The sequence below is a fragment of the Nocardioides imazamoxiresistens genome (assembly GCF_032378595.1).
GTDB lineage: Bacteria > Actinomycetota > Actinomycetes > Propionibacteriales > Nocardioidaceae > Nocardioides > Nocardioides imazamoxiresistens.
This window is the reverse complement of record NZ_JAVYII010000007.1, coordinates 182,851-203,373: the sequence shown is the minus strand read 5'-3', so window position 1 is coordinate 203,373 and position 20,523 is coordinate 182,851. Positions and strand designations below refer to the sequence as shown.

At 74.3% G+C, this 20,523-nt stretch carries 21 protein-coding genes; all 21 read right to left on the bottom strand.

The features are described 5' to 3' along the window. Positions 1-5 precede the first annotated feature (5 nt). Positions 6-335 carry a DNA-directed RNA polymerase subunit omega gene (gene rpoZ, locus RDV89_RS16250; RefSeq protein WP_315734581.1) on the bottom strand — a complete coding sequence of 110 codons (330 nt, stop codon included), beginning with the start codon at positions 333-335 and terminating at the stop codon, positions 6-8. 56 nt (positions 336-391) lie between these two features. Then, entirely contained in the window at positions 392-958 is a 567-nt protein-coding gene (gene gmk, locus RDV89_RS16245) for a guanylate kinase (RefSeq protein WP_315734579.1), read from the bottom strand. An 8-nt stretch (positions 959-966) separates the two neighbouring features. Next, a complete protein-coding gene (mihF, locus tag RDV89_RS16240; RefSeq protein WP_315734577.1) occupies positions 967-1,293 on the bottom strand; it encodes an integration host factor, actinobacterial type in 327 nt (108 codons plus the stop codon). A 115-nt stretch (positions 1,294-1,408) separates the two neighbouring features. Continuing rightward, complete coding sequence (pyrF, locus tag RDV89_RS16235) at positions 1,409-2,266, bottom strand: orotidine-5'-phosphate decarboxylase (RefSeq protein ID WP_315734575.1); 858 nt, start codon at positions 2,264-2,266, stop codon at positions 1,409-1,411. Continuing rightward, complete coding sequence (locus tag RDV89_RS16230) at positions 2,263-3,348, bottom strand: quinone-dependent dihydroorotate dehydrogenase (protein ID WP_315734573.1); 1,086 nt, start codon at positions 3,346-3,348, stop codon at positions 2,263-2,265. The genes pyrF and RDV89_RS16230 overlap by 4 nt, the downstream gene beginning before the upstream one ends. Positions 3,349-3,363: 15 nt before the next feature. Next, positions 3,364-6,822 (bottom strand): carbamoyl-phosphate synthase large subunit, encoded by a 3,459-nt coding sequence (gene carB / locus RDV89_RS16225; protein WP_315734571.1) that lies wholly within the window; start codon positions 6,820-6,822, stop codon positions 3,364-3,366. A 3-nt stretch (positions 6,823-6,825) separates the two neighbouring features. Further along, complete coding sequence (gene carA / locus RDV89_RS16220) at positions 6,826-8,043, bottom strand: glutamine-hydrolyzing carbamoyl-phosphate synthase small subunit (RefSeq protein ID WP_315734570.1); 1,218 nt, start codon at positions 8,041-8,043, stop codon at positions 6,826-6,828. Beyond that, positions 8,040-9,371, bottom strand: a complete 1,332-nt coding sequence (locus tag RDV89_RS16215) for a dihydroorotase (protein WP_315734568.1) — start codon at positions 9,369-9,371, stop codon at positions 8,040-8,042. The genes carA and RDV89_RS16215 overlap by 4 nt, the downstream gene beginning before the upstream one ends. Then, positions 9,368-10,300 carry an aspartate carbamoyltransferase catalytic subunit gene (locus RDV89_RS16210; protein ID WP_315734566.1) on the bottom strand — a complete coding sequence of 311 codons (933 nt, stop codon included), beginning with the start codon at positions 10,298-10,300 and terminating at the stop codon, positions 9,368-9,370. The genes RDV89_RS16215 and RDV89_RS16210 overlap by 4 nt, the downstream gene beginning before the upstream one ends. Then, positions 10,300-10,926: a bifunctional pyr operon transcriptional regulator/uracil phosphoribosyltransferase PyrR gene (pyrR, locus tag RDV89_RS16205; RefSeq protein ID WP_315734564.1), complete on the bottom strand. Its 627-nt coding sequence runs from the start codon at positions 10,924-10,926 to the stop codon at positions 10,300-10,302. The genes RDV89_RS16210 and pyrR overlap by 1 nt, the downstream gene beginning before the upstream one ends. A gap of 100 nt (positions 10,927-11,026) precedes the next feature. Continuing rightward, positions 11,027-11,413, bottom strand: coding sequence for a hypothetical protein (locus RDV89_RS16200; RefSeq protein WP_315734562.1), 387 nt, complete (start codon positions 11,411-11,413; stop codon positions 11,027-11,029). Positions 11,414-11,438: 25 nt separating this feature from the next. After that, entirely contained in the window at positions 11,439-12,206 is a 768-nt protein-coding gene (locus RDV89_RS16195) for an isocitrate lyase/PEP mutase family protein (protein WP_315734560.1), read from the bottom strand. Positions 12,207-12,242: 36 nt separating this feature from the next. Beyond that, a complete protein-coding gene (locus RDV89_RS16190) occupies positions 12,243-13,595 on the bottom strand; it encodes a dihydrolipoyl dehydrogenase family protein (protein ID WP_315734558.1) in 1,353 nt (450 codons plus the stop codon). 15 nt (positions 13,596-13,610) lie between these two features. Beyond that, positions 13,611-14,621, bottom strand: a complete 1,011-nt coding sequence (locus RDV89_RS16185; RefSeq protein ID WP_315734556.1) for an NADPH:quinone reductase — start codon at positions 14,619-14,621, stop codon at positions 13,611-13,613. 51 nt (positions 14,622-14,672) lie between these two features. Further along, positions 14,673-16,034: a hypothetical protein gene (locus RDV89_RS16180; RefSeq protein WP_315734554.1), complete on the bottom strand. Its 1,362-nt coding sequence runs from the start codon at positions 16,032-16,034 to the stop codon at positions 14,673-14,675. Positions 16,035-16,172: 138 nt separating this feature from the next. Continuing rightward, complete coding sequence (gene nusB / locus RDV89_RS16175; RefSeq protein ID WP_315734552.1) at positions 16,173-16,580, bottom strand: transcription antitermination factor NusB; 408 nt, start codon at positions 16,578-16,580, stop codon at positions 16,173-16,175. Further along, a complete protein-coding gene (gene efp / locus RDV89_RS16170) occupies positions 16,580-17,143 on the bottom strand; it encodes an elongation factor P (RefSeq protein WP_315734550.1) in 564 nt (187 codons plus the stop codon). Before efp ends, nusB begins: the two co-directional genes overlap by 1 nt. A gap of 72 nt (positions 17,144-17,215) precedes the next feature. Next, a complete protein-coding gene (locus RDV89_RS16165) occupies positions 17,216-17,653 on the bottom strand; it encodes a type II 3-dehydroquinate dehydratase (RefSeq protein WP_315734548.1) in 438 nt (145 codons plus the stop codon). Continuing rightward, positions 17,650-18,786, bottom strand: coding sequence for a 3-dehydroquinate synthase (aroB, locus tag RDV89_RS16160; RefSeq protein WP_315734546.1), 1,137 nt, complete (start codon positions 18,784-18,786; stop codon positions 17,650-17,652). Before aroB ends, RDV89_RS16165 begins: the two co-directional genes overlap by 4 nt. Beyond that, entirely contained in the window at positions 18,779-19,294 is a 516-nt protein-coding gene (locus tag RDV89_RS16155) for a shikimate kinase (RefSeq protein ID WP_315734544.1), read from the bottom strand. The genes aroB and RDV89_RS16155 overlap by 8 nt, the downstream gene beginning before the upstream one ends. Next, a complete protein-coding gene (gene aroC / locus RDV89_RS16150; RefSeq protein WP_315734542.1) occupies positions 19,291-20,490 on the bottom strand; it encodes a chorismate synthase in 1,200 nt (399 codons plus the stop codon). Before aroC ends, RDV89_RS16155 begins: the two co-directional genes overlap by 4 nt. Positions 20,491-20,523 lie beyond the last annotated feature (33 nt).

Below are 20,523 nucleotides of genomic sequence, written 5' to 3'. Positions count from 1 at the left end.
GGAGGTCACTCGGCGCCGAAAGGCGACTCGACGGCCGCGGTGCGCTTGGCGGCCTCCTCCGCGGCGAGCTCGGCGGGGTCCACCTCCTCGCACGTCAGCAGGTCGTCGTTGATCTCGCGCAGCGCGATGGAGAGCGGCTTCTCCTGGACGTGGGTGTCGACCAGCGGACCGACGTACTCCAGCAGGCCCTCGCCCAGCTGGGAGTAGTAGGCGTTGATCTGCCGCGCGCGCTTGGCTCCGTAGAGCACCAGCTGGTACTTGCTGTCGGTCTTCGTCAGCAGGTCGTCGATGGGCGGGTTGGTCACGCCCACGGCGGCGATTTCAGGGGCAGACACGCAAGGGCCTCACATGTGGTCGGGATCGGTGTGCGTCGCGGTCGAGCAGCGACGGGTCAGTGCGCCGAAGCGGGCACCGTCATCAAGGCTACCAACTCCTCGGCGGCAGCGGGAACTTCGTGGTTGACGATCGTGACGTCGAACTCCGCCTCGGCGGCCAGCTCGGTGCGGGCCGTGGCCAGGCGACGCTCCCGCTCCTCCTCGGTCTCGGTGCCCCGACCGACGAGCCGGCGCACCAGCTCCTCCCAGCTCGGCGGCTTGAGGAAGACGAACAACGCGCCCGGCATCGTCGAGCGCACCTGGCGCGCGCCCTGCAGGTCGATCTCGAGCATCGCCGGCCGGCCCTGGGCCAGGACCGCCTCGACCGGTCCCCGCGGGGTGCCGTAACGGGCGGCCCGGTGCACCACGGCCCACTCGAGCAGCTCGTCGCCCTCGACCATCGCGTCGAACTCGGCGTCGGAGACGAAGTGGTAGTGCACCCCGTCGACCTCGCCCGGGCGCGGCGCGCGGGTGGTGGCGGACACGGAGATCCACACGTCGGGGTGCGCCTCGCGCACGCGGGCGGCGACGGTGCCCTTGCCGACCGCGGTGGGCCCGGCGAGGACGACGAGACGGGAGGTCACGCCGCGGCTCACGCCTCTCCCGCTGCGAACTCGACCTCGAGGGCCGCGATCTGCTTCGCGCCGAGACCGCGCACGCGGCGGCTCTCGGCGATCTGGAGCCGCTCCATGATCTGGCGCGCCCGCACCTTGCCGACACCGGGCATCGACTCGAGCAGGTCGACGACCCGCATCTTCGCGACGACCTCGCTGTCCTCGCGGTCGGCGATCACCGAGCCGATCGAGACGTCGGCGCTCTTGAGGCGCTCCTTGACCGCGGCCCGCTCCCGGCGGACGGCCTTCGCCTTCTCCAGTGCGGCACGGCGCTGTTCGGGCGAGATCTCAGGCGGCTGCGGCACGGGCGGTTCCTCGACGACGACGGTGGGGGGACGACGGGCCAATCTAGTCATGGCCGCGCGCGTCAGGCAACGCCGCGCGGCGCCCGCGTGCCGACCGGGCCGCTCGGGAGGACCCTCAGCGCGGCGCGGTCCCGTCGCGCAGCGCGCGGAAGGGCTCCCCGACCGCGACGGCGGCGGCCCGCAGGGCGGCCACGTCCGGGCCCGCCGCGAGGATCTCGCGCGACGAGGCGGGCAGCACGGCGGGCGCGGCGGCGCCGAAGATCCGGCGTACGTCCTCCAGCGTGCCGCCCTGCGCGCCCACGCCGGGCGCCAGCAGCGGGCCACCGATGTCGAGCGACTCCCCCGCCGCCGCGTCGGCGCCGTCGATCGTGGCGCCGACGACGGCCCCGAAGGAGCCGTGCGGCGCGGCGTCGGCGTTGAGGGCCCGCAGCTCGTCCAGCACGGTCGCGGCGACCGAGCGACCCTCGCGCACCGCGGCCTGCACCTGGGGCGCCTCGGGGTTCGACGTGCGGGCGAGGACGAACAGGCCGCCGCCGTGGCGCCGCGCCGTCGTCACGAACGGCTCGAGGGACCCGAAGCCGAGGAACGGGCTGACGGTCACGGCGTCGACGGCCAGCGGGGCCGCCGGGTCGAGGTACGCGTCCGCGTAGGCCTGCGAGGTCGAGCCGATGTCGCCGCGCTTGACGTCCAGCAGCACCAGCGCGCCCGCCGCGCGCAGGTCGGCGACCGTGCGCTCCAGGGTCGCGACACCCGCGCTGCCGAACCGCTCGAAGAACGCCGACTGCGGCTTCACCACCGAGCACACCTGGCCGAGCGCCTCGGCGGCCGTGCGGGCGAACCGCTCGACGCCCGCCGCGTCGACGCCGAGGCCCCAGGCCTCCAGCAGTGCCGGGTGCGGGTCGATGCCGGCGCACAGCGGGCCGCGTGCGTCGACCGCGGCCGCGAGCCGCACTCCGAAGGGGACGGTCGTCATGGCTGCTCCTGCGGACTGGGGGCGGGGCCGTCGGCCAGGGCCGACGCGACACGGCGCGGCCACAGCGGCCCGCCGTAGACGAAGCCGGTGTACGCCTGCACGAGGTCGGCGCCGGCACGCACCCGGGCGAGCGCCTCGTCGGCGTCCTCGACCCCGCCGACCGAGACCAGCGCCCGGCCCACGAGCCGGGGGCGCAGCAGGGCCAGCACCTCGCGGGCGCGCTCGGCGACGGGCGCGCCCGACAGGCCGCCGGCCCCGATGTCGGCGACGACGTCGTCCGGCGTGCGCAGTCCGTCGCGCCGCACCGTGGTGTTGGTGGCGATCACGCCGTCGAGGTCCTCCGCGACGGCGAGGTCCGCGACCGCGAGCACGTCATCGTCGGCCAGGTCCGGCGCGATCTTCACCAGCAGGGGCACGCGGCGCGAGCCCGTCGCGGCGTCCGCGGTGCGCCGCACGTGGGCGACCAGCGGGGCGAGGCGCTCGACGGCCTGCAGCGAGCGCAGCCCCGGCGTGTTCGGCGAGGAGACGTTGACGACCAGGTAGTCGGCGTAGGGCGCCAGCAGCCGCGCGCTGGAGCCGTAGTCGGCGAGCACGGCGGCCTCGTCGTCCTCGGGCACGACCTTGGACTTGCCGATGTTGACGCCGAGCACGAGGTCCGGACGGCGCCCGCGGCGCTCCAGCTTCTCGGCGCGCACCGCCAGGCGCTGCGCGACCGCGGCCGCCCCGTCGTTGTTGAAGCCCATCCGGTTGACGACGGCCCGGTCGTCGACCAGCCGGAACATCCGGGGGCGCGGGTTGCCCGGCTGGGACAGGCCGGTCACCGTGCCGATCTCCACGTGCGAGAAGCCGAGCGCGGCCAGCGCGTCGATCCCGACGGCGTTCTTGTCGAACCCCGCGGCGAGACCGAAGCGGTGCGTGAAGCGCAGGCCCAGCACCTCCACCGGCTCGCTCGCCCGCGGCGCCACGCGGGCGGCGCGCACCGCCGGCCCGGCCGCCCGGATCGCCCGGAACGCGGCGTGGTGCGCCTGCTCCGGGTCCGTGCGGGTCAGGCCGTGGCGGAACAGCAGGTCGTAGGCACCCATGCGACTCCCCCGCCCTCAGCGCGCGCCGGCCGGGGCGTCGGCGCCGCGCAGCACCTCGGCCCACTCCTGCAGGCTCCGCACGCCGACGTCGCCGCGCCGCAGCGCCTCGATGCCCTGCACCGCGGCGCCGAGACCCTGGACCGTGGTGATGCACGGGATGTTGGCCTTGATCGCCGCCGAGCGGATCTCGTAGCCGTCCAGACGCACCTGGCCGCCCGTCCCGGTCTCGGGCAGGCCGCCCGTCCCGGGCGCACCGGCCGCACCGTAGGGCGTGTTGACGATCAGCTGGATCTCGCCGTCGTCGATGAGCTGCACGGTCGTCTTCTCGCCGCCGGCGCCGGGCCCCTCGTGCTGCTTGCGCACCACCGTGGCCGGCACGCCGTTGCGCCGCAGCACCTCGGCGGTGCCCTCCGTGGCGACGATCTCGAAGCCGAGGTCGGCCAGCACCTTGACCGGGAAGACCATCGCGCGCTTGTCGCGGTTGGCCATCGAGACGAAGACCTTGCCGCCGCGCGGCAGCGAGCCGTACGCCGCCGCCTGCGACTTCGCGAACGCCGTGCCGAAGTCGGCGTCGAAGCCCATCACCTCGCCGGTCGACTTCATCTCCGGGCCCAGGACCGTGTCGACGAAGTGGCCGTCGGGGGTCTTGAACCGGTTGAAGGGCATCACGGCCTCCTTCACCGCGATCGGGCAGCCGTCGGGCAGCGTGCCCCCGTCGCCGGTCGCGGGCAGGACGCCGGCCGCCCGCAGGTCCGCGACCGACTCGCCGAGCATCACCCGCGCCGCGGCCTTGGCCAGCGGCGTCGCGGTCGCCTTCGACACGAACGGCACGGTGCGCGAGGCCCGCGGGTTCGCCTCGAGGACGTAGAGGATGTCCGAGCCCAGCGCGAACTGGATGTTGATGAGGCCCCGCACGCCGACGCCGCGGGCGATCGCCTCGGTGGCCGTGCGGATCCGGCCGATCTCCCGGGCGCCGAGGGTGATCGGGGGCAGCGCGCACGACGAGTCGCCGGAGTGGATGCCGGCCTCCTCGATGTGCTCCATCACGCCGCCGAGGAACAGCTCGTCGCCGTCGAAGATCGCGTCCACGTCGATCTCGACGGCGTCGTCGAGGAAGCGGTCGACGAGCACGGGGGCCTCGGGGCTGATCAGCCCCGCGGTGACGTACTTGTCGAGGTACGCCTCGAGCGCGCCGTCGTCGTAGACGATCTCCATGCCGCGCCCGCCGAGCACGTACGACGGACGCACCAGCACCGGGTAGCCGATCTCCGCGGCGATCTGCTGGGCCTCGGCCCACGAGGTCGCGGTGCCGTGCTTGGGTGCGGTCAGGCCCGCTGCGGCGAGCACCCGCCCGAACGCACCCCGCTCCTCGGCCAGGTCGATGGCCGCCGGCGGCGTGCCGACGATCGGGATGCCGGCCTCCTCCAGGCCGCGGGCCAGGCCCAGCGGAGTCTGGCCGCCGAGCTGGCAGATCACGCCGACCACGGGGCCGGCCGCCTGCTCGGCGTGCACGACCTCGAGCACGTCCTCCAGCGTGAGCGGCTCGAAGTAGAGCCGGTCGGAGGTGTCGTAGTCGGTCGAGACCGTCTCCGGGTTGCAGTTGACCATGATCGTGTCGAAGCCGCCGCCGGGCAGCCCGGCGCCGTCCTTCGCCGCGCTCAGCGCCAGCGAGGCGTGCACGCAGGAGTAGTCGAACTCGATGCCCTGGCCGATCCGGTTCGGCCCGGAGCCGAGGATGATCACCGCCGGCCGCTCGCGGGGAGCGACCTCGGTCTCCTCGTCGTAGGAGGAGTAGTGGTACGGCGTGCGCGCGGCGAACTCGGCGGCGCACGTGTCGACGGTCTTGTAGACCGGTCGCACCCCCAGCGCGTGCCGCACGCCCCGCACCACGGCGGGCGCCAGGTTGCGGATCCGACCGATCTGCACGTCGGAGAAGCCGTGCCGCTTCGCGGTGCGCAGCACGTCCGCCGTCAGCTCCGGCGCGGCCGCGATCTCGGCCGCCACCTCGTTGATCAGCGCGAGCTGGTCGACGTACCAGGGGTCGATGCCGGTGGCGTCGAAGACCTCCTGCGGGGTCGCGCCCGCGCGCAGCGCGTCCATGACCTTCTTGAGCCGCCCGTCGTGCGGCACCGCGATCTCGGCCAGCAGGGCGTCCTTGTCGAGGTCGACCCAGGTGTGGCTCCAGTCGAACGGCGCGTCCTTGCTCTCCAGGGAGCGCAGCGCCTTCTGCAGCGCCTCGGTGAAGTTGCGGCCGATCGCCATCGCCTCGCCGACGGACTTCATGTGCGTGGTCAGGCGCGGGTCCGCGCCGGGGAACTTCTCGAACGCGAAGCGCGGCACCTTCACCACGACGTAGTCGAGGCTCGGCTCGAAGCTGGCCGGCGTGCTCGACCCGTCGGGGCGGGCCGTGATGTCGTTGGGGATCTCGTCGAGCGTGTAGCCGATCGCGACCTTGGCCGCGATCTTCGCGATCGGGAAGCCCGTCGCCTTCGAGGCCAGCGCGCTCGAGCGCGACACCCGGGGGTTCATCTCGATGACGATGACCCGCCCGTCGGCGGGGTTGACGGCGTACTGGATGTTGCAGCCGCCCGTGTCGACGCCGACCTCGCGGATGATCTCGATGGCCAGGTCCCGCAGGTGCTGGTACTCCCGGTCGGTCAGCGTCATCGCCGGCGCGACGGTGATCGAGTCGCCGGTGTGCACGCCCATCGGGTCGAGGTTCTCGATCGAGCAGATGATGACGACGTTGTCGGCCTTGTCGCGCATCACCTCCAGCTCGTACTCCTTCCACCCGATGATGGACTCCTCGATCAGCACCTCGGTGGTCGGGCTGGCGGACAGGCCGGCGCCCGCGATGCGCACCAGGTCGTCGCCGTCGTAGGCGATGCCCGACCCGGTGCCGCCCATGGTGAAGGACGGGCGGATCACGACGGGGAAGCCGAGCTCGTCGGCCGCGGCGAACGCGCGCTCGAGGGCGTACCGCTCCTTCTCCTGCTTGGTCGCCGCCGAGCCGAGCTCCTCGCCGTTGCACACGAAGCTGCGGGCCACCTCGCCGCCGACCTTCGCGACGATCGCGTTGAACTGCTCGCGGTTCTCGCCCCGGTGGATGGCGTCGAAGTCGGCGCCGATCATCTCGACGCCGTAGCGCTCCAGCACCCCGTTCTCGTGCAGGGCGATCGCGGCGTTGAGCGCGGTCTGGCCGCCCAGCGTCGGCAGCAGCGCGTCGGGGCGCTCCTTCGCGATCACGCGCTCCACGAACTCCGGCGTGATCGGCTCGACGTAGGTCGCATCCGCGAACTCGGGGTCGGTCATGATCGTCGCGGGGTTGGAGTTCACCAGCACCACGCGCAGGCCCTCGGCCTTCAGCACGCGGCAGGCCTGCGTGCCCGAGTAGTCGAACTCGCACGCCTGCCCGATGATGATCGGGCCGGAGCCGATCACCATCACGCTCTTGATGTCGTCGCGCTTGGGCACGGCTCAGGCCTCCTTCTCGCTGCTGGGCTCGCTGCTGGGCTCACTGCTGGGCTGGCTGGTGGGGCGGGCGCCGCGAGCGTCCATGAGCTCGCAGAACCGGTCGAACAGGTACGCCGCGTCGTGCGGCCCGGCCGCGGCCTCGGGGTGGTACTGCACCGAGAAGCTCTTCAGCGCACCGCCCTCGCCGTCGCGCAGCTCGAGCCCCTCGACGACGTCGTCGTTGAGGCACACGTGCGAGACCGACGCGACGCCGTACGCCGTCTCGGTCGCGCGGTCGGTGGGTGCGTCGACGGCGAACCCGTGGTTGTGGGCCGTGACCTCGACCTTGCCGGTGGTGCGGTCCATCACCGGCTGGTTGATGCCGCGGTGGCCGTAGGTGAGCTTGTAGGTGCCGAAGCCCAGCGCACGGCCGAAGAGCTGGTTGCCGAAGCAGATGCCGAAGTACGGCACGTCGCGGCCCAGGGCCTCCTGCAGCAGCGCCACCTGGTCGGTGGTCGCGGCCGGGTCGCCGGGACCGTTGGAGAAGAACAACCCGTCGGGGCCGTCGGCGCCGACGGCGAGCACCTCGTCGATCGAGGCGGTCGCCGGCAGCACGTGCACCTCGATGCCCCGCTCGGCCATCATCCGCGGCGTGTTCGCCTTGATGCCGAGGTCGACCGCGGCGACCGTGAAGCGCTTGTCCCCCCAGGGCCCCGGCCGGGCCGGGACGACGTACGCGCTCTGCGTCGTGACCTCGTCGGAGAGCTCCGTGCCGGCCATCTCGCCCGAGGCGAGCACGCGCTCGAGCAGCCGCTCGGGGTCGGTCTCCGTGGTCGAGATGCCGACGCGCATCGCCCCGCGCTCGCGCAGGTGACGGGTCAGGGCCCGGGTGTCGATCCCGCTGATGCCGACGACGCCCTGGGCGCGCAGCTCGTCGTCGAGGCTGCGCGCGCTGCGCCAGTTGGACGACACCCGCGCGGGGTCGCGCACGACGTAGCCGGCGACCCAGATCCGGGCCGACTCGGGGTCCTCGTCGTTGATGCCCGTGTTGCCGACGTGCGGCGCGGTCATCACGACCACCTGGCGGTGGTAGGAGGGGTCGGTCAGCGTCTCCTGGTAGCCGGTCATGCCGGTGGAGAAGACGGCCTCGCCGAAGGTCTCGCCCTCCGCGCCGAAGGCCTCGCCGCGGAAGGTGCGCCCGTCCTCGAGGACGAGGAGGGCGGGGGCGGTGCGGCGGGTCATGCGTGGCTTCCTTCCGTCGTGACCAGGGTGCCGTCGAGCACGGTCGGCACGCCGCGCAGCAGCGTCGCGTGGACGCGGGCGGCGAGGGTGCGGCCGTGCCAGGGGTTGTTGCGGGACAGCGACACCGAGTCGTCGCGGTCGACGACCACCGACGCGGCGGGGTCGACGAGGGTCAGGTTCGCCGGCTCGCCCGCGGCGATGGGGCGGCCGTGGCCCGCCGTGTGGTGCAGGCCGGCGATCTCGGCGGGACGCGTCGACATCACACGGGCCAGGTCGCCCCAGCCCATCCGGCCGCTGGAGACCATCACGGTCGCGACGACCTGCAGCGCGGTCTCGAGGCCGAGCATGCCGAACGCGGCGTCGACGAACGCGTGCTCCTTGTCGTGGCGCGCGTGCGGCGCGTGGTCGGTGGCGACCGCGTCGATGGTGCCGTCGGCCAGCGCCTCGCGCAGCGCCTCGACGTCCTCGGCCGGGCGCAGCGGCGGGTTGACCTTGAACGTGGGGTCGTAGCCGCCGAGCAGGTCGGTCGTCAGCAGCAGGTGGTGCGGGGTGACCTCGGCGGTGACCGCGACGCCCTGGCTCTTCGCCCAGCGCAGCACCTCGACGGTGCCCGCCGTCGAGGCGTGCGCGACGTGGACCCGCGAGCCGGTGTGGCGCGCCAGCATGACGTCGCGGGCGACGATGACCTCCTCGGCGACCCCGGGCCAGCCCGGCAGGCCGAGGCGCCCGGACAGCTCGCCCTCGTGGCAGCAGGCGCTCGGCCCGGCCAGCGTCGGCTCCTGGGCGTGCTGGGAGACCACGCCGCCGAACGTCTTGACGTACTCCAGCGCCCGGCGCATCACGCGGGCGTCGGCGACGCAGCGGCCGTCGTCGGAGAAGACCCGTACGCCCGCGCGGCTGCGGGCCATCAGGCCCAGCTCGGCGAGCTCGGCACCGGCGAGGCCCTTGGTGACGGCCCCGACCGGCTGCACGTCGACGAGGCCCGCGGCCCGGCCGAGGTCGTGCACCCGCTCGGCCGCCTCGGCCGTGTCGGTGACCGGGCTGGTGTTCGCCATCGCCAGGACGGCGGTGTAGCCGCCCACCGCGGCGGCCCGCGACCCCGTGCGTACCGTCTCGGCGTCCTCGCGACCGGGCTCGCGCAGGTGCGTGTGGAGGTCGACGAGGCCCGGCAGCAGCACGAGGCCGTCGGCCTCGATGGTGCGGGCACCCGCGGCGTCGAGCCGTGAGCCGACCTCCGCGACGACCCCGTCGGCGACGAGGACGTCGGCGCGCTGCTCCCCCAGCAGGGACGCGCCGCGGATCAGGACGTGGTTCTCGGTGGCGCTCATGCGGCTCCCTCCCCGGCGAGCAGGTGGTACAGGACGGACATGCGGACCGCGACCCCGGCCGAGACCTGGTCGAGGATGAGGGACTGGGCGGCGTCGGCGGCGTCGGCCGCGATCTCGAGGCCGCGGTTCATCGGGCCCGGGTGGCAGATCGGGACGTCCGGGCCGAGGACGTCGAGGCGGGCGCGGGTCAGTCCGTAGCCGACCGTGTACTCCCGGCTGGTCGGGAAGAACCCGCCGCTCATCCGCTCCTTCTGGACGCGCAGCATCATCACCGCGTCGGCCTTCGGCAGCACCTCGTCGAGGTCGTAGGACGTCGCGAACCCGGCCTGCGCGCTCCACGTGCCGATGCCGCTCGGCATCAGCGTGGGCGGCGCGACCGCCGTGACCTCGGCGCCCAGGGCGCGCAGCAGCCCGACGTTGCTGCGGAAGACCCGGCTGTGGGTGAGGTCGCCGACCAGGACCACGTGACGACCCTCGAGCGAGCCCAGACGGCGGGTCAGGGTGTACGCGTCGAGCAGCGCCTGCGTCGGGTGCTCGTGCGTGCCGTCACCCGCGTTGATCACGGCGGCGTCGACCCACTGCGAGACCTGGAGCGCGGCACCGCTGGCGCCGTGGCGCATCACCAGGGCGTCGACGCCCATCGCGGTGATGGTCAGCACCGTGTCGCGCAGGCTCTCGCCCTTCGAGGCGCTCGAGCCCTTGCCGGTGATGTTGATCGTGTCGGCCGAGAGCCACTTGCCCGCGATCTCGAAGCTCGAGCGGGTGCGGGTGGAGTCCTCGAAGAACAGGTTGATGACGGTGCGACCGCGCAGCGCGGGCAGCTTCTTGACCTCGCGGCGCTGCACGTCGTGCATCTCCGCGGCGGTCGTGAACAGCGTGGACACGTCGTCGACGGTGAGGTCGTCGACGGAGAGGAGGTGCTTGCGCATCAGGACTCCTGGTGGGGGGAGGCGCCCGGGGCGCCCTCGGCGCCCTCCGCGATGCGGACGACGTCGAGGCCGTCGGTCTCGACGAGCCGGACCATCACGCGCTCGCTGCGGGCGCTCGGGAGGTTCTTGCCGACGTGGTCGGCGCGGATCGGCAGGTCGCGGTGGCCGCGGTCGACGAGCACCGCGAGGCGCACCGCCGCCGGTCGGCCGAGGTCGGCGAGGGCGTCGAGCGCGGCGCGCACCGTGCGCCCGGAGTAGAGCACGTCGTCGACCAGCACCACGGTGCGACCGTCGATCCCGCCGGCCGGCACCTCGGTGGGCTGGGGACCCCGCGCCGGGTGGCGGCGCAGGTCGTCGCGGTAGAGGGTGATGTCGAGGGAGCCGGTCGGCACCGTCACGCCCTCGGTCGCGTGGATCCGCTCCGCGATCCGCCGGGCCAGACCCACGCCACGCGTCGGGATCCCGAGCAGCACGAGGCCCTCGTGGCCCTTGTTGCGCTCGAGGATCTCGTGGGAGATGCGGGTGAGGGCCCGGGAGATGTCACGGGCGTCGAGGACGGTGCGGCCAGGGGGGCCGGAGATGTCTCCGGCGTCGTCGGGGCTCACGTCACCAGTCGGAGCAGGCATGCCTGCCGGACCTCCTTCTCCGCCTCACGGGACGGCTCGTTAAAGGATGTCGAACGGGACGGAACTCTAGCAGCGCCGCAGGGGTGCTCCGAGCCAGGAGTCAGGCGATCCGCACCACGTCGCCGGGACGCAGCTCGCGCCGGGGAGGGCCGTCGAGCAGGACGCCCACCCGCACGCCCACGTCGGGCTGGTCGCGGCGCCCGGCGGCCCGGAGCCCGCGGACCTCCGCGCGGGCCACCGCGCCGTCCCCGCGCACGAGCACGACCGTCGCGCCGACCTCCAGCGCGTGGCCGAGCGTGCCCGTCACCATCGTCCCGACGCCGCCGGGGAGGTCCACCGCCTCCTCGACGACGAGCGCGTCGGGGCCGGGCGGCGCGGGCGGCAGGTCGGCGGACGGCGTCGTCGGTGCCGGCGTGGGCCGGCCGGCCGGGCCGGTCGGACCGGCCGGACCGGTCGGACCGGTCGGGCGCCTGCGGAAGAGACCCATGCGCCCGAGGATGGCACCCGCCGGCTCAGTTCAGCGGACGGGTGCCCTCCGGCACGCCGCCGCCGTCGTGCACCGACTCGACCAGCTCGGCGAGCGCCGTCAGCGCGACGCGCTGCGACAGCGGGCCGTAGGAGACCCGGGCGACGCCGAGCTCCTGCAGCCGCGGCGGCGACGGCACGCCGGGCAGGCCGATGACCGTGAGCTTCTGCGGCCCGAACGCGTCGACCAGCGTGGCGACCTGGTCCTCGTCGAGCGGACCCGGCACGAACACGGTGGGGGCGCCGGCGTCGAGGTAGGCCCGGCCGCGCTCCACGGCCTCCGCGAGCGGGTCGTCGGCGCCGAGCACGAACGCGTCGGTGCGGGCGTTGAGCACGAAGTCCGGCACCCCGGCGTCGCGGGCCGCCTCCATCACGGCCTCGACCTGCGCGGCGGCCTCGGCGAGGGGCTTGAGCTGGTCCTCGAGGTTCGCGCCGACCACACCGACCTCGATGGCGCGCCGCACGGTGCCGGGCGCGTCGCCGTACCCGCCCTCGAGGTCGGCGGTGACCGGCAGGTGGGTGGCCGCCACGATGCGACGCACCTCCTCGATCATCTCCGCGACGGGGATGTTCTCGCCGTCCTCGTAGCCCCGGCTCGCCGCGATCGAGTGGCTCGCCGTCGCGAGGGCGGTCGTGCCCTGGACGCCGGTGACGACCTGGGCCGAGACAGCGTCCCAGACGTTGACGACGGTGAGCAGCTCCGGCGCCTGGTGCAGGCGCAGGAGGGTGGTCGCGGCAGCTGCGGTGGAGGTCATGCGTCCGAGCATGGCAGGACGCCGGTCAGCGGGCGGTCAGTGCGGCAATCGCCAGAGCACGGTCTCGATGGCGCGGTGGTAGGTCGGGTACGCGAAGTGCATCGTCCGCAGGTCGGCGAGCGGGACGCGGGCGTGCACGGCGGTGGCCAGCAGCCCGATGACCTCGCCCGCCGCCGGCCCCGCGACGGTCGCGCCGACCAGCACGCCGCTCCCCTGGCTCGTGTCGGCGACCAGCTTGACGACGCCGTCGGTCTCGTCGAGCCACCCCCGGGCGCCGAGGTCGCCGACGGCGACCTCCATGGCGTACGCCCCGGACTCGCGCGCCTGCGCCTCCGTCAGGCCGACCACGGCGATCTCGGGTTCCGTGTAGGTCACCCGCGTCGCCGCGCGGTAGTCGGCCCACGGGCCGTCCTGGCCGAGGAGGTCGCGCACCGCGACCCGGCCCTGGTAGTTCGAGACGTGGGTGAACGCGCCCTTGCCGGTGATGTCGCCGACGGCCCACAGCCACGGGCCGCCGCCGTCACCGGCCGTCGCTGCGCGTACCCGCATCCGCTCGTCGACCTCCAGCGCGCCGCCGTCCACGACGACGTCGGCCGCCTCGAGGCCGAGGTCGTCGAGCTGGAGCGTCCGACCGGCCGCGACCAGCAGGCGCTCGGCCCGCAGCGTCTCCTCGCCGACCTCGACGACGAAACCGCCGTCCGCGTGCGCCACCCGGTCGACCCCGGCGCTCAGCACCAGCCGGACGCCGTCGGCGGCCAGCGCCTCGGCCAGCACGCGGGAGGCCTCGGGCTCGTCGCGTGGCAGCAGCCGCGGCGCCTGGTCGACGAGGGTGACCGCGACGCCGAAGCGGGCGAGGACCTGGGCGAGCTCGACGCCGATCGGGCCGGCGCCGAGCACCACGATCGAGCCGGGCAGCTCGGTGAGGCGGACGATGTCGCGGTTGGTCCAGAACGGCGTGCCGGCGAGGCCCTCGACGGGCGGGACCGCGGGGCGCGTGCCGGTGTTCAGCACGACCCCGCGACGGGCGACGTAGGTGGTGCCGTCCACCGCGACGCGCCGGGGGCCGACGATCCGGCCGCGTCCGCGCACCAGCCGCGCGCCGTGGCCCACCAGCCGCTCGGCGAACGGCGTGTCGGTCCAGTCGTGGGTCGCGTCGGACCGGATCCGCTGCGCGACGTGCGCCCAGTCGGGCGATCCCTCGGCGGCGCGTCGCGCGCCGGCGATCATCAGCTTGGAGGGTACGCAGCCGTAGAACGGGCACTCCCCGCCGACCAGGTGCTCCTCGACCACCACCACGTCGACGCCCGCCTTGCCCAGCAGGCCGCCGACCGTCTCGCCGCCCGGGCCCGCGCCCAGGACGACGACGTCCACCTCCACCGTCTCGCTCACGGGGTGGATCCTCGCTCAGGCGTCGGCGACGTCGACCAGCACCTTGCCGATCGTGCCGGCCTCGACCGCGTCGTGGGCGGCCGCGAGGTCCTCGAGCGGGTGGTGGTGCAGCGGCAGACCCACCTCCTCGCCGACCCGCAGGGCACCGGCCGCGACGGCCGCCGTGACGTCCTCGGCGCCGGCGGCGACCTGCTCGGGGGTCAGCGTGTAGAGGATCAGGCCCTGCAGGCGCAGGTTGTTGGCGAACGCGGCCCGCACGGGCAGGCTCGCCTCGTCGCCGCCGTCGTTCGCGTAGAAGGCCACGGTGCCGTGGTCGCGCACCACCTCGACGTCGATGGCGAAGTTCTGCGCGGGCGCGACCTCGACCACGAGGTCGACGCCGTCGGGGGCGATCTCGCGGACCGCGGCGACGACGTCCTGCTCGCGGTAGTTCACGACGTGGTGGGCGCCGGCCGCGCGGGCCAGCCGTGCCTTCTCGTCGCTGCTGATGGTGGTCACGACGGTGGCCCCCGACCAGACGGCGAGCTGGATGGCGGCGTTGCCGACCGCGCCCGCCCCGCCCGCGACCAGGACCGTGCGGCCCTCCAGCGTCCCGGGACCGAGGCGGTCGACGTCGCCGGCGGTGAGCGCGCGGTGCGCCGTCACGGCCGGTACGCCCAGGCTGGCGCCCAGGTCGAAGGAGGCGCCGTCGGGCAGGCGGTGGACCCGCTCGCGCGGCTGGACGGTCTGCTCCACGGCGGTGCCGTAGGGACGCTGGTGCTGCGCCAGCAGCAGCCAGACCCGGTCGCCGACGGCGAGGTCGTCGACGCCCGCGCCGACGGCGTCGACGACACCGGCGCCGTCCTGGCCGGGCGCGACCTCGTCGAAGGCCGGGCCGAACACGGCTCGGAACTTCCAGTCGGTCGGGTTGACCCCGGCGCGCACGAGCCGCACGCGGACCTCGCCCGGGCCGGGCTCGGGGACGTCTCGCTCGACGAGCGTCAGGACGGAGGAGGGACCGGTCTCGGTGTAGACGACTGCACGCATGTCCCTGCCAACGAGACGCCGTGCGTCGGTGTTCCCGGGTGGCTCCCGGACCTACAGCGCCTCGGCCATCCCGGCGCAGGCGGCCAGCCACGATCGCTGCGTGGCGGTCGAGAGCTGCGCGTACGGCACCACGGAGCCGGAGACCAGGACCGGGTCGTAGGGCACCCGGAAGACGGCGCGGGTGCGCTGGTCGTAGACGTCGGTCAGGTCGCGCGCGAGCTGCTCGTCGACCTTCGGCGACGGGTCCGAGAGCACCGTGACCGTCCGACGGGCGAGGTCGCTGTAACCGGCGTCGGCGAGGGCGTCGAGCATCCACAGGCCGCTGTAGCCGGTGTCCTCCCGCACGGTGCTGGTCACCACCAGCAGGTCCGCCGCCTCGGCGGCCGCCAGCCAGTTCTCCGCGCGCAGGTTGTTGCCCGTGTCGACGATGATCAGGCGGTAGAAGCGCTGCAGCAGTGCGTGCACCGCCTTGAAGTCGCCCGCGCGGATCATCCCGGTGACGTCCGCGCGCTCGTCGGAGGCGAGCACGTCGAAGTGGGCGTCGCCCTGGGAGCGCACGAACGCGCCGAGGTCGCCGATCCGCGCCTGGTAGACGTCGTTGAACCGCTCCAGGTCCTCCAGCAGCTCCCGGGTGGTGTTGCGGTGCTCGCCGCGCAGCGCACGGATGCCGAGGGTGCCGCGGGTCTCGTTGTTGTCCCAGGCCACGACGCCGCCGCCTCGGACCGTGCCGAACGTGTGGCCGGCCATCAGGACGCCCGTGGTCTTCGCCGCGCCGCCCTTGGGGTTGAGGAACGCGATGGTGCGCGGGCCGTCGAAGTCGCGCTGGATCGCGCGGCGGTTCAGCTCGTGCGCGAGCTCGGCCTGACCCATCCGGGGGCGCACCAGCCCGCCCGACCACCGCCGGACGCCGCCGCGCCAGCCCCAGGTGGCCGGTCCCACCGGCTCCTCCCCGGCGCGTCGGTCCAGGAAGTCGGAGGCCGACATGAAGCGCGGCACCGCCACGTCGCCGGGAGCGGCCTCGCCCGGCTGTCCCGGGTGTGCGGGCTGGGCCCGGCGCGGCGGCGCGGGCTGGCTGCCCGGCGTCGCGCGCCGCCGCCCGCGGGCGGCGGGAGCGGCGGGCATCGCGGGGAGCTCGGGTCGCGGCGGCCCCGTGGGCGGCCCCGACGGCAGGGGGTGGCCGGGCGGACCGGACGGCACCGGTGGCACGGGGCGCGTCTCGTCCATCTCCTCGGCGCTCCAGCCGCCCGCGTGGCCGAGGGCGTCCTGCTCACGGGTGTACGCCTCGAGCTCGTCGGTGGTGTAGAGCCGTTCGCTCGTGCCGCCGTCACGCACGTCGTCGAGCGGCGACTGGTGCGGCGGCTGGTGCGGCGGTTGGTGCGGCGGGTGCGGCTGGTGGTGGGGCGGGACGCTCACCGAGCGAGCTCCTTCGGCCGAGGGGTCGGGGGACGCGCGTCCGGTCGCACGGCGACCGGACGTGGGGCCGCGGCGTACCCCGCCACGGCTCCCGGCAAACCCCGGGCCGCTCCCCCGGGCCCCCTGGTCCCGGCCGGGTCAGCCGGCGGAGCGCTGGTCGCGCGCGACGGCCGACAGCACGCCGTTGACGAACCCCGGCGAGTCGTCGGTCGACAGGTCGCCCACGAGCGTCAGCGCCTCGCTGATCGCCACGGCGGAGTCGACGTCCTCGGCGTGCAGGATCTCCCAGACCGCGAGCCGCAGCACGTTGCGGTCGACCGCGGGCATGCGCGCCAGGGTCCAGCCCTGGGCGTGGGCGGTGAGCGTCGCGTCGATCTCCTCGCGGTGCTCGGCGACGCCGCGCACGAGGGTGGTCGTGTACGGGTTGTTCGGCGCCTCCCCGGCCGCCGTCGCCGCGTCCAGCGCGGCGACGGCGTCCTCGCCGCGCATCTCGGCGGCGAAGAGGACGTCGAGGGCGCGCTTGCGCGCCTTGGTGCGGGCACCCATCAGGACTTGACGCGGCCCAGGTAGGAGGAGTCGCGGGTGTCGACCTTGACCTTCTCGCCGGTGCTGAGGAACAGCGGCACCTGGATCTCGTGGCCGGTCTCCAGCGTGGCCGGCTTCGTGCCACCCGTCGAGCGGTCGCCCTGCAGGCCCGGGTCGGTGTGGGTGATCTCGAGCTCGACGGACGCGGGCAGCTCGACGAAGAGCACGCGGCCCTCGTTCGTCGCGACGATCGCCTCCTGGTTCTCCAGGAGGAAGTTCTTCGCGGTGCCGACGATGTCGGGGGCGATCTCGAGCTGCTCGTACGTGCCCGTGTCCATGAAGACGTAGTTCGAGCCGTCGTTGTAGAGGTACTGCATCGTGCGGCGGTCGACCGTCGCGGTCTCGACCTTCGTGCCGGCGTTGAAGGTCTTGTCGACGACCTTGCCCGACTCGACGTTCTTCAGCTTGGTCCGCACGAACGCCGGGCCCTTGCCGGGCTTGACGTGCTGGAACTCCACGACCGACCACAGCTGCTTGTCGAGGTTGAGGACCATGCCGTTCTTGAGGTCGTTCGTCGATGCCATGCGCGAGGTCAGCCTTCTGGTCGTCGGAGGTTCGAGCGGCGCGGCCCCGTCGGGGCGCGCCGGCGGGTGATTCTATAGAGGAGAGGGGCGGGCCACGAACTCCAGCGCCTCGCGGTAGCCGTCCACGCCCCTGCCCTTGACCACCGTGGCGGCGTACGGCGTGACCACGGAGTGGTGGCGCCAGGTCTCGGGGCGCGTCTCGGGATCGGAGAGGTGGACCTCGACGAGCGGCGCGACGAGCTGTGCGCAGGCGTCGTGCACGGCGTACGAGTAGTGGGTCCAGGCCGCGGCGTTGAGCACCACCGGGACCGCGTCGTCGGCGGCGGCGTTGAGCCAGTCGACCATCACGCCCTCGTGGTTGGTCTGGCGCACCTCGACGTCGAGACCCAGGTCGGCACCCCACGCGACGCACGAGCGGGCGAGGTCGGCGTGGGTGGTGGTGCCGTAGATCTCCGGCTGCCGCCGGCCCAGACGACCCAGGTTGGGACCGTTGAGCACCAGGACCTTCACCGGGCTCCCCCTCGCATCGCCGCGTCGGCCGCGAGCAGGTCGGCCTCGGCCGGCCCGGCGAGGATCCGCGGGGTCGCCAGCGCATCGAGCACGACGAACCGCAGCTGGTCACCGCGCGACTTCTTGTCCACCTTCATCGCCGCCTGCAGCGTCGCCGGGTCCGCCCCGTCATAGCCGGTGGGCAGGCCGACGGCCGCCAGGGTCGCCGCGTGTCGGTCGACGGTCGCGTCGTCGAGCCGGCCCGCGCGTCGGGCCAGCTCGGCCACGAAGACCATCCCGATCGCGACGGCCTCGCCGTGGCGCATCGTGTAGCCCTCGGCCCGCTCGATCGCGTGCGCCATCGTGTGGCCGTAGTTGAGGGCCTCGCGCCCCGGGTGGCCTCCGGCCCCGGCGAAGCCCGCCGTCTCCCGCAGGTCGCCGACGACCACGTCGACCTTGACCTGCACGGAGCGGCGCACCAGCTCGGCCAGCACGGGGCTGGCGGGATCGGCCGCGCCCTCGGGGTCCGACTCGACGAGCCGCAGGATCTCCGGGTCGGCGATGAAGCCGCACTTGACGACCTCGCCGAGGCCGCTGACGAGCTCGTCGCGCGGGAGCGTACGCAGCGTGGCGAGGTCGCAGACCACGCCGGCGGGCTCGTGGAAGGAACCGACCAGGTTCTTGCCGGCCGCGGTGTTCATGCCGGTCTTGCCGCCGACGGCCGCGTCGACCATGCCGAGCAGCGTCGTCGGCACGTGGACCACGGGGACGCCGCGCAGCCAGGTGGCGGCGATGAAGCCGCCCATGTCCGTGGTCGCGCCGCCCCCGACCGTGACGACGGCGTCGGAGCGGGTGAAGCCGGCCTCGCCGAGCGCGTCCCACGCGGCGACCGCGACGGTCGCGGTCTTGGCGTCCTCCCCCTCGGGCAGGGGCAGCTCCAGCACGCGTAGCCCGGCGCCCTCGAGCGCCGCCACGACCGGCTCGGCGAGCGCGCGGAGACCGTCGGGGAACAGGACCGCCACCCGGCGCACGTCGGCACCCAGCATCGGCAGCACCCGGTCGCCGAGGCCCTCGCCGACCACCACGTCGTAGGGGGACGAGCCCCGCACCGCGATGGTCGTGGTGCCCGGCACCGGTGCTGCGACCTCAGGCACGGGCCTGCTCCAGCCGGGCGTCGATCAGCGCGGCCACCTCGGCGGGCCCGATCCCGTCGGTGTCCACGACGAGGCTCGCGACCTCGGTGTAGACCGGGGTGCGCTCGTCCAGGAGGGTCTTGATGCGACCGCGCACGTTTCCGAGCAGCATCGGTCGCGAGCTGCCCAGGCCCACGCGCTGCACGGCCTCGGCCAGCCCGACCTGCAGGAACACGACCGTGCGCCCGGCCAGGGCCGCCCGGGTGCCCGGGTCGACGACCGCCCCGCCGCCGAGGGCGAGGACGCCGTCGTGCTCGGCCAGCGCGGCGGCGACGGCCGCCCGCTCGAGGGCCCGGAAGTGCTCCTCGCCGTCGGTCACGAAGATGTCGGCGATCGGTCGGCCCGCGGTGGCGACGACGTCCTCGTCGGTGTCGCGGAACCCGACGCCCCACCGCTGCGCCAGCGCCTCGCCGACGGTCGTCTTGCCGGCCCCCATGGAACCGACGAGGACGACCCGGGGACCGGTCACCGGTACCTCAGCGCGTCGAGGTACGCCGTGACGTTGCGGCGGGTCTCCCCCACCGAATCGCCGCCGAACTTCTCCAGCACGGCGTCGGCGACGACGAGCGCGACCATGGCCTCGGCCACGATCCCGGCCGCCGGGACGGCGCACACGTCGGAGCGCTGGTGGTGGGCCACGGTGGCCTCGCCGGTCGCCACGTCGACGGTGCGCAGGGCCCGCGGGACGGTCGCGATCGGCTTCATCGCGGCGCGCACGCGCAGCGCGTCGCCCGTGCTCATGCCGCCCTCGGTGCCGCCGGCACGTCCCGAGGCGCGACGCAGGCCGAGCTCGTCGGCCGGCGCCCCGGGGGTGTCGGCGACGATCTCGTCGTGCGCCAGGGACCCCGGCGTGGCCGCGAGCTCGAAGCCGTCGCCGACCTCGACGCCCTTGATCGCCTGGATGCCCATCAACGCGCCGGCGAGGCGGGCGTCGAGGCGACGGTCCCAGTGCACGTGCGACCCGAGACCCGGGGGCAGGCCGTGCACGACGACCTCGACGACGCCGCCGAGGGTGTCACCGTCCTTGTGGGCCTGGTCGATCCGCTCGACCATCCGGGCCGAGGCCTCCGGGTCGAGGCAGCGCACCGGGTCGGCGTCGAGGCGCTCGACGTCGTCCGGCAGCGGCACGGAGCCCTTCGGGGCGGGCACGCCGCCGAGCTCGACGACGTGGGAGACGATCCGGGCGCCGGTGCTCTGCTCGAGGAACGCGGCCGCGACCGTGCCCAGCGCGACGCGGGCAGCGGTCTCGCGGGCCGAGGCGCGCTCGAGGATCGGCCGGGCCTCGTCGAAGTCGTACTTCTGCATGCCGACCAGGTCGGCGTGGCCCGGGCGGGGCCGGGTCAGCGGCGCGTTGCGCGCGCTGCCCTCGAGGGCGGCGGGGTCGACCGGGTCGGCCGACATCACGGTCTCCCACTTCGGCCACTCGGTGTTGCCCACCTCGATCGCGACGGGACCGCCCTGGGTCGAGCCGTGGCGGACGCCGCCGACCAGGCGCACCTCGTCCTGCTCGAACTTCATCCGCGCGCCGCGGCCGTAGCCGAGGCGGCGACGGGCGAGGGCGTCGGCGACGTCACCCGAGGTGACCTGGACGTGAGCGGGAAGACCTTCGAGGATCGCGACCAGACTGGGGCCGTGCGACTCCCCCGCGGTGAGCCAACGGAGCATGGGCGTCAGTCTCCCACGGGCGGGCGTCGCGCC

Coding starts and splice junctions, on each gene's coding strand:
- RDV89_RS16200 (WP_315734562.1), bottom strand. CDS start 11,413: ATGGGTCTCTTCCGCAGGCGCCCGACCGGTCCGACCGGTCCGGCCGGT.
- RDV89_RS16210 (WP_315734566.1), bottom strand. CDS start 10,300: ATGCGCAAGCACCTCCTCTCCGTCGACGACCTCACCGTCGACGACGTG.
- efp (WP_315734550.1), bottom strand. CDS start 17,143: ATGGCATCGACGAACGACCTCAAGAACGGCATGGTCCTCAACCTCGAC.
- RDV89_RS16185 (WP_315734556.1), bottom strand. CDS start 14,621: ATGCGTGCAGTCGTCTACACCGAGACCGGTCCCTCCTCCGTCCTGACG.
- RDV89_RS16195 (WP_315734560.1), bottom strand. CDS start 12,206: ATGACCTCCACCGCAGCTGCCGCGACCACCCTCCTGCGCCTGCACCAG.
- nusB (WP_315734552.1), bottom strand. CDS start 16,580: ATGGGTGCCCGCACCAAGGCGCGCAAGCGCGCCCTCGACGTCCTCTTC.
- pyrR (WP_315734564.1), bottom strand. CDS start 10,926: ATGCCTGCTCCGACTGGTGACGTGAGCCCCGACGACGCCGGAGACATC.
- pyrF (WP_315734575.1), bottom strand. CDS start 2,266: ATGACGACCGTCCCCTTCGGAGTGCGGCTCGCGGCCGCGGTCGACGCA.
- carA (WP_315734570.1), bottom strand. CDS start 8,043: ATGACCCGCCGCACCGCCCCCGCCCTCCTCGTCCTCGAGGACGGGCGC.
- RDV89_RS16215 (WP_315734568.1), bottom strand. CDS start 9,371: ATGAGCGCCACCGAGAACCACGTCCTGATCCGCGGCGCGTCCCTGCTG.
- aroC (WP_315734542.1), bottom strand. CDS start 20,490: ATGCTCCGTTGGCTCACCGCGGGGGAGTCGCACGGCCCCAGTCTGGTC.
- RDV89_RS16230 (WP_315734573.1), bottom strand. CDS start 3,348: ATGGGTGCCTACGACCTGCTGTTCCGCCACGGCCTGACCCGCACGGAC.